Origin of the sequence: Paraburkholderia xenovorans, assembly GCF_046030735.1 — a bacterium.
GTDB lineage: Bacteria > Pseudomonadota > Gammaproteobacteria > Burkholderiales > Burkholderiaceae > Paraburkholderia > Paraburkholderia xenovorans_A.
Map to the genome: position 1 here is coordinate 1 of NZ_JAQQBV010000078.1, position 6,358 is coordinate 6,358.

General features: G+C 54.8%; 6 protein-coding genes. 1 reads left to right on the plus strand and 5 read right to left on the minus strand.

Features of this window, described 5'->3' with window-relative positions:
* The 5 genes from PQQ51_RS33910 to PQQ51_RS33930 all read right to left on the minus strand — a co-directional run.
* Positions 1 to 1,143 (minus strand): MCP four helix bundle domain-containing protein (locus tag PQQ51_RS33910; RefSeq protein WP_408501552.1); only part of this gene is annotated, 1,143 nt, incomplete at its 3' end.
* A gap of 285 nt (positions 1,144 to 1,428) precedes the next feature.
* Positions 1,429 to 2,991 carry a methyl-accepting chemotaxis protein gene (locus PQQ51_RS33915; RefSeq protein WP_408501553.1) on the minus strand — a complete coding sequence of 521 codons (1,563 nt, stop codon included), beginning with the start codon at positions 2,989 to 2,991 and terminating at the stop codon, positions 1,429 to 1,431.
* 310 nt (positions 2,992 to 3,301) lie between these two features.
* Entirely contained in the window at positions 3,302 to 4,666 is a 1,365-nt protein-coding gene (locus tag PQQ51_RS33920) for a heavy metal sensor histidine kinase (protein ID WP_408501554.1), read from the minus strand.
* Positions 4,663 to 5,349 carry a heavy metal response regulator transcription factor gene (locus PQQ51_RS33925; protein ID WP_408501555.1) on the minus strand — a complete coding sequence of 229 codons (687 nt, stop codon included), beginning with the start codon at positions 5,347 to 5,349 and terminating at the stop codon, positions 4,663 to 4,665. Before PQQ51_RS33925 ends, PQQ51_RS33920 begins: the two co-directional genes overlap by 4 nt.
* A 162-nt stretch (positions 5,350 to 5,511) precedes the next feature.
* On the minus strand, positions 5,512 to 5,763 hold the full coding sequence (locus PQQ51_RS33930; RefSeq protein ID WP_408501556.1) for a hypothetical protein: 252 nt from the start codon (positions 5,761 to 5,763) through the stop codon (positions 5,512 to 5,514).
* Positions 5,764 to 6,165: 402 nt separating this feature from the next.
* Between PQQ51_RS33930 and PQQ51_RS33935 the strand changes: the two genes are divergently transcribed.
* Positions 6,166 to 6,358 (plus strand): hypothetical protein (locus tag PQQ51_RS33935; RefSeq protein ID WP_408501557.1); only part of this gene is annotated, 193 nt, incomplete at its 3' end.

Sequence of the window (6,358 nt, forward strand, 5' to 3'; positions counted from 1 at the left end):
GTTCAGCGCAAGAATATTCGTCTGAAAAGAGATGCCTTCGATAACCGCGATGATTTCGGCCATCCTGGCCGAGCTTTCCGAAATGCCATTCATGGTCTGAACGACCTGATCGACCGCGCTTCCGCCACGAAGCGCCACGCCGGAAGCCTTGTTCGCCAGCGAACTCGCTTGCGTTGCACTTTCGGTATTCTGGCGCACGGTTGCCGTCAACTCTTCCATGCTGGCCGCCGTCTCTTCCAGAGAGGCTGCCTGTTCCTCTGTGCGCTGCGACAGGTCGGCATTGCCTTGCGCGATTTCAGAGGCGGCAACGGAAATAGATTCGCTCGACTTCTTGATGCCGCCCACAATCGTTGTCAACTGCTGCTGCATTTTGCTGAGTGAGTACATCAGGCTCGTCGAATCGTCCGGCTTCAACGCCAGTTCCAACGCTAAATTGCCCGCGGCGATTTCTCCAGCAAGTTCAACAGCATCACCTGGTTCACCGCCGAGTTGTTTCGCTAGTGCACGGGCAATCAGCAACGCCACAGTCAATCCAATGACGCCCGCGACGCCTATCAATACGATGATAAGCACAACAGCATGTGAGTAAGCCTTAGCGGCATCGACTCCCTCTCTTGTGGCCCCTCCCACATTGACGTCCACGATCGCATTGATGTCTTTTGTCATCGCGACCCCCAATGCGTGTGATTGAGTCGACAGTAGGTTCAATGCGTCGTCGCGTTTGCCCGCCTTCGCCAGCGTCAGCATTTGCTGCTGTACATCCAGATACTTTGGCATTTTCGACTGGATGTCGGCATAGGCAATCTTTTCCTCCGGCTCCGAAATGAGTTTTTCATATTCTGCAGAAGATTGTCCGACCCTCGACAGCGTTGCGGTGATCAACTGTTCAGCCTGCTTGAGCTCTTCGTCGTTACGCGCTGTAGCGGCCTGGAGTTCGGCGCGCCGCAAGTCGCCGAGCGCAACGTGCACCTGAAGGCTGCTGCGAACTGAAGGTAGCCAGTTGTCACGCATTTGCGCGACATGGTCGTTCTCAATACCCAGTTCGAGCAACGAAAAGACCCCCACGGTAACCAGAAAAGCGAGGACTAGAACGAATCCCGACAGAAGCTTCGTTACCACCTTCATGTTATTGAATAACAGCATTTTTATCCTGCTTCGATGGTCGCGTTAGATAGGCTATTTGAATAGCATTAACGGGAAAGCAGGATGAAAACTTTAATTATTTATAATTGTCAGACGTTAAACGTTTGCGAGAGAAATTGGAAAAGTGTTCTCGTAAAATGGTCGGTTTAATGCTTGAGTCGAGATATCGAGTGGCGCGAAGCCTGGTGTCCACCGATTCCAGTGGACACCTCGTGTGCTCAATTCACCGCTTTCAGACTACGAGCAAGCAGAGGCGCGCGATTACGCCGATCCGTGACAGCTCCGTCAAACCTTGAATACGGACACGGCTTCCTTGAGCTTCGTCGCGTGCTCCTCAAGCGATTGGGCTGCGGCTGCAGCCTGCTCGACCAGTGCGGCATTCTGCTGGGTGACCAGATCCATCTGACTGACAGCCTGATGGACCTGCTGAATGCCACGGCTCTGTTCTTCAGATGCGTCGGCGATTTCGCCGACAATACTGGAAACCTGCCTGATGGTCTGTCTGACCTGTCCCATGGTGGCGCTGACTTCCGTTGCCTGGCTGCCGCCTGCCTGAATTGTCGCCACGGAAGAATTGATCAGCTCCTTGATTTCCTTGGCAGCCGCCGCGGAGCGTGAGGCCAGACTGCGAACCTCGCTTGCCACCACGGCAAATCCGCGGCCCTGTTCGCCTGCACGTGCCGCTTCAACGGCTGCGTTCAGAGCGAGAATATTGGTCTGGAAAGCAATGCCTTCGATAACCCCGGTGATTTCAGAAATCTTGTGTGAACTACCGCTGATCTGCCTGATCGTCGCGACCATGGCTTGAATAGAGTCGTTGCCTTTATCGGTGATTTCGGTGGCACTGGTTGCGAGCGTGTTCGCCTCCCTTGCATTGTCCGCGTTCTGCTTAACTGTCTCGGTGAGTTGCGTCATGCTGGCAGCAGTCTCTTCAAGCGACGCAGCCTGTTCTTCTGTACGGGTAGAGAGGTCTGAGTTGCCGCTTGCGATCTGCCCCGAAGCGGTAGCGATTGAATCGGTCCCGATCCGAATCTGAGTGACTGTGGCTTCGAGCTTGCCGCGCATGACTTGCATGGAATGGAGCAGACTCGTGCGATCATCGCCTCTTAAATCCACCGCGACGCTCAGGTCGCCGCTGGCGATTCGGTCGACAACTCGTGCTGCATAGTCGGGCTCACCGCCCAGTTGCTTGACAAGGCCGCGGGTAATAACCAGAGCGAGACCTGTTGCCGCGACAAAAGCGAATAGCAATAGGGCAGACATCAGGTTGCGGCTGGTGCGATAGGCTTTGTGCGATTCGGCAGCACCATCTGCGCTTGCCTTGATTTCATACTCGCGGAACTGTGTGAGTTTTGAAATCCAGCGATCCAAAGCCGGTCCGGTTTCTTTCATCAAGACATCGGATGCTGACGAATCGTTAGCAAAGCCGAGTTTCGCGGCCTTTTGCGCCAGTGGCACGGCAGCTTCTTTTAGCTCGACAATCTGGCGCAGAAAACCTCGCTCGTTGTCGTCGGTTCCAGGATCTTGCTTGAAGAGCGCAGAAATCTTGTTTTCTGTGTCGTCGTAAGCTGAAAGGCTGTGCTCGAACAATTCTCGCTGAGCCGTCATTCGGGGTACGTCGGTTACGATGATCAGGTTACGCATTGCAGTGGACGCATCTTGTGCATTTCCTACGGCTTGCGAAATAAGAGCGACTTCGTTGCCGTTGATATCGACATCGGCTGTGATCGCGTCGTCCATCGCGCTAAGCCGGTTGATTCCTAACAGCGTGATAACAACAAGTACTGAGAGAACACAGCCGAAACCTAGCGCAAGACGAGCGCTTACCTTTAAAGTCGAGAGTTTCATTGTTTGCTACTTCTATGTGACAGAAACGGGCGCTTCACGTGCCCGCGAACTCCTGATGCCGTTATCCGAGATTGCACCGTATGGAGGCCTTGTCGTTTAACGGCAGAAGTTTCCATAGGCTAAAGGGTGCCCGTGTCTATTCTTATCGGTCATGCAACGGCTTTGTAAACTTGACGGACGCTGACAATCTGTATGGTTGTAAGGTAGTCATCCTTACTAAGTGAGATTGTCTACTTCGGCAGTGACAATCCGGTCATAACATGTGACGAGGAGTTGCAGGCAATTCGTCGGCGGTAAACGGGTGTTTTTATTAGCGCGGTTGAGAGACGCGTGGAAGCGTGAAGCCGAACTCATTCCAGCCTTGAGCACTTCGGGCGAACACGGTGCCCTGGTGCATCTCCGCGATCGCTTTGACGATAGACAACCCAAGGCCATGATGTCCGTGAGAAGTCGTACGCGAAGTCTCATCCCGATAGAAGCGGTCAAATAGCTTTTCCAGCACGGCTGTTGAAATCGGCAAGCCCTGGTTGGCAATCGACACTTCAATCGACGACGCACCCGGCTTGATCGCAACTTCGATCTGCGTACCGCGCGTTGCGTGCTGACACGCGTTGTCCAGCAAATTGACGAGTGCTCGCCGCAGAAGCGATTTGTTGGCCAGCGTGTGCGCGTCGCCCAGTACGGTTGTCTGAACGCCGGCGTCCTCGAACGACACGTCGAGAAATTCAATGGTGCGCGCGACTTCCTCTGCAATCGATATCCACGTTAGTTCGGTTGCCTGTTCGCCCTGATCCGCGCGCGCGAGAAAGAGCATGTCGTTGACGATGACTCGCATACGCTCGCCTTCTTCGAGAACGGACTGGATCACGCCAAGAAGTGCGCCCTGGCTTCGTTCACGGGTTAGCGCAACCTGCGACTGACCGATGATGTTGGCGATCGGCGTGCGCAATTCGTGCGCGACATCGGCGTTGAATCCTTCGAGCTTCGCCTGGGCATTGTCGATACGCTCCAGCGCCCCATTAAAACTCGACTTGAGGAGAAGAAGTTCGACCGGCAAGTTGCTTGCTCGCAGTCGTTGATCGCGACGGTTGGGCCGCAGTGCGGCAGCTTCGTCGGAGAGGCGCTTGAGCGGCGTCAGGCCGAGATGGGTGACCGTATATCCCAATGCCGAGATCACGACGCTGGCGATCAGAAAAATGATCGTCAACGCAAGAACGAAAGAATACGTCGTACGGTCGACGGAATGACAGTCGATATACCCGACGAGTACGAGATCGGGGCGCCCTTCCACGCCCGGAAGAAAGTACTTCCGGGCAAGATACGAGCGTTTGCCCGCTTTGACCCGTTCATACCGGGCTATCTCGGTGGGGATCGGATGTTCCGAGATCGTCTGATAGCTGAATCTGGGGTCCGGCGTGGCTACGAAGAACTCGATGTTCGGATCAGACGGCGTGATGTTGTCGATCTTCTGTTTGACGAGAGGCCACTCCAGGGCCGTAGACGTCTGCGAGATCAATAGGCGCACAACGCTAGCGTGGGCCTCGAGCGAATCTTTGAGCACACTGTCGAGTTGTGCTCTCAGAAAAATGGTGAGACCGATTCCTACGAAGGTAAACACGAGAATCGCCGCCGCAGAAAAGCGTACAGCGAGGTGGCGTGAAATCGAGTACTTCACGTATTCGCCCGGTCGTCACGCTCCTCCAGCACATACCCCATGCCGCGTACCGTGTGCAGAAGCTTCGCGTCGGATGATCCGTCGAGTTTGTTGCGCAGACGCTTGATCACGGCTTCGATGACGTTCGTGTTGCTATCGAAATTCATGTCCCACACCATTTCGGCAATGACCGTTTTCGAGAGAATCTCGCCTTTCCTGCGTGCTAACAGGCTGAGGAGCTGGAATTCCTTTGCCGTCAGATCCAGACGCACGCTGCCTCGCGATGCGCGACGGCCGATAAGATCGACGGAAAGGTCGCCCACTTGCACCAAAGTCGATTCCTGCACGCGGCATCGGCGGGTCAACGCGATCAGGCGCTCGACCAGTTCGATAAACGAGAATGGTTTGGTCAGGTAATCGTCCGCGCCTTCCCGTAGCCCACGAACGCGATCATTGACGTGATCACGCGCCGTTAGCATGATCACGGGCGTCTGCGAGCGCGATCGGATCATGCGTAGCAGTTCGAAGCCGTCTATCTTCGGCAGCATCACGTCCAGCACGATCACATCGTAGGTGAACTCGCGAACCATGAACGCGCCTTCCTGGCCGTCAGGCGCGATGTCGACAGTCCAACCTTGCTCGGTGAGGCCCGCTTTCAGATACTCGATAGCTTTGGGTTCATCTTCGACAATCAGTATTTTCATAACCGCGGTGGAAGCAGTAAGGAAGAGCCGCGATCAACCTTTCAGGCCCGGAATAATAGCGTTGAAACGAGAGCCATCGAGGTCGAAAATACCACACAAAAGCCTGTTCATTGGTCGCCACGTAGCGGTGGCGACCCAGCACAGTCTGTGTCCTGGCCAGTGTTAGTGACCGAAGAAGATGGTGCTGTCGGAACGTTGCAATTCGCCATCGCGACGGGTCCGCTCCAGTTCCGCGACAACTTCCTGGCGGGTATTGGCGCCTTCATGAGCGACTGCCGCCGACACGGGCAGCGAAGCCGCGGCATCGTGATTGAACGTGAAACCGGTGTCGGAGTCCGGCTGATTGGTTGCTGCCATTGCGACAGAGGCACTGACTGCGAAAGCGGTTGCAATGGCGAGGCGATAAATCTTCATGAATCATCCTTTCTGGCGGACTGAGGGTAGCGTCGCTGTTTTCGACACATGAGCACAGTCTAGAAAGGCGATAGGAACAGTACGCGGACGCGAAACTGACAAAATGGTCAGCTTGTTCGAATGAGGCGTTACGGCTTAACCGTATTTGAAAGCGATCGGCACAAGCGCGCCCGGCCAGCACTCTGATCGCACTCTTTCCGGGGACACGGCCGTATCCATGCCAGCTTGCGGCCTCTGTTTTTCCTGCGCGCCTTGATTGCTTCACCCAATGCGACATTACTTCGCGACTGCGCGCCCGCATAACGCTTCTGTTGGTTAAAACAGCCGGTCGATCAAGCGCTATGCAAAAGCTCATCGCTGACGAATAATTTTTTGACTAATAAAGTGGTTTAAGGAAATCTAATGCCGAAGATTAGCAATCTCGATTTGGGTCAGGCAGTCAATATGAATCATCCGGCGGCGGTCACATACCATAACCAAACGACGGGTGTCAGTACAGCCGTCCAACCTTTGCCGCGTTCGGCCCGGAATCCAGATGGAAAACTACTTGGATTGACTTTTATGACGCGCAATCCAACAACCGGAGCGCCTCAGA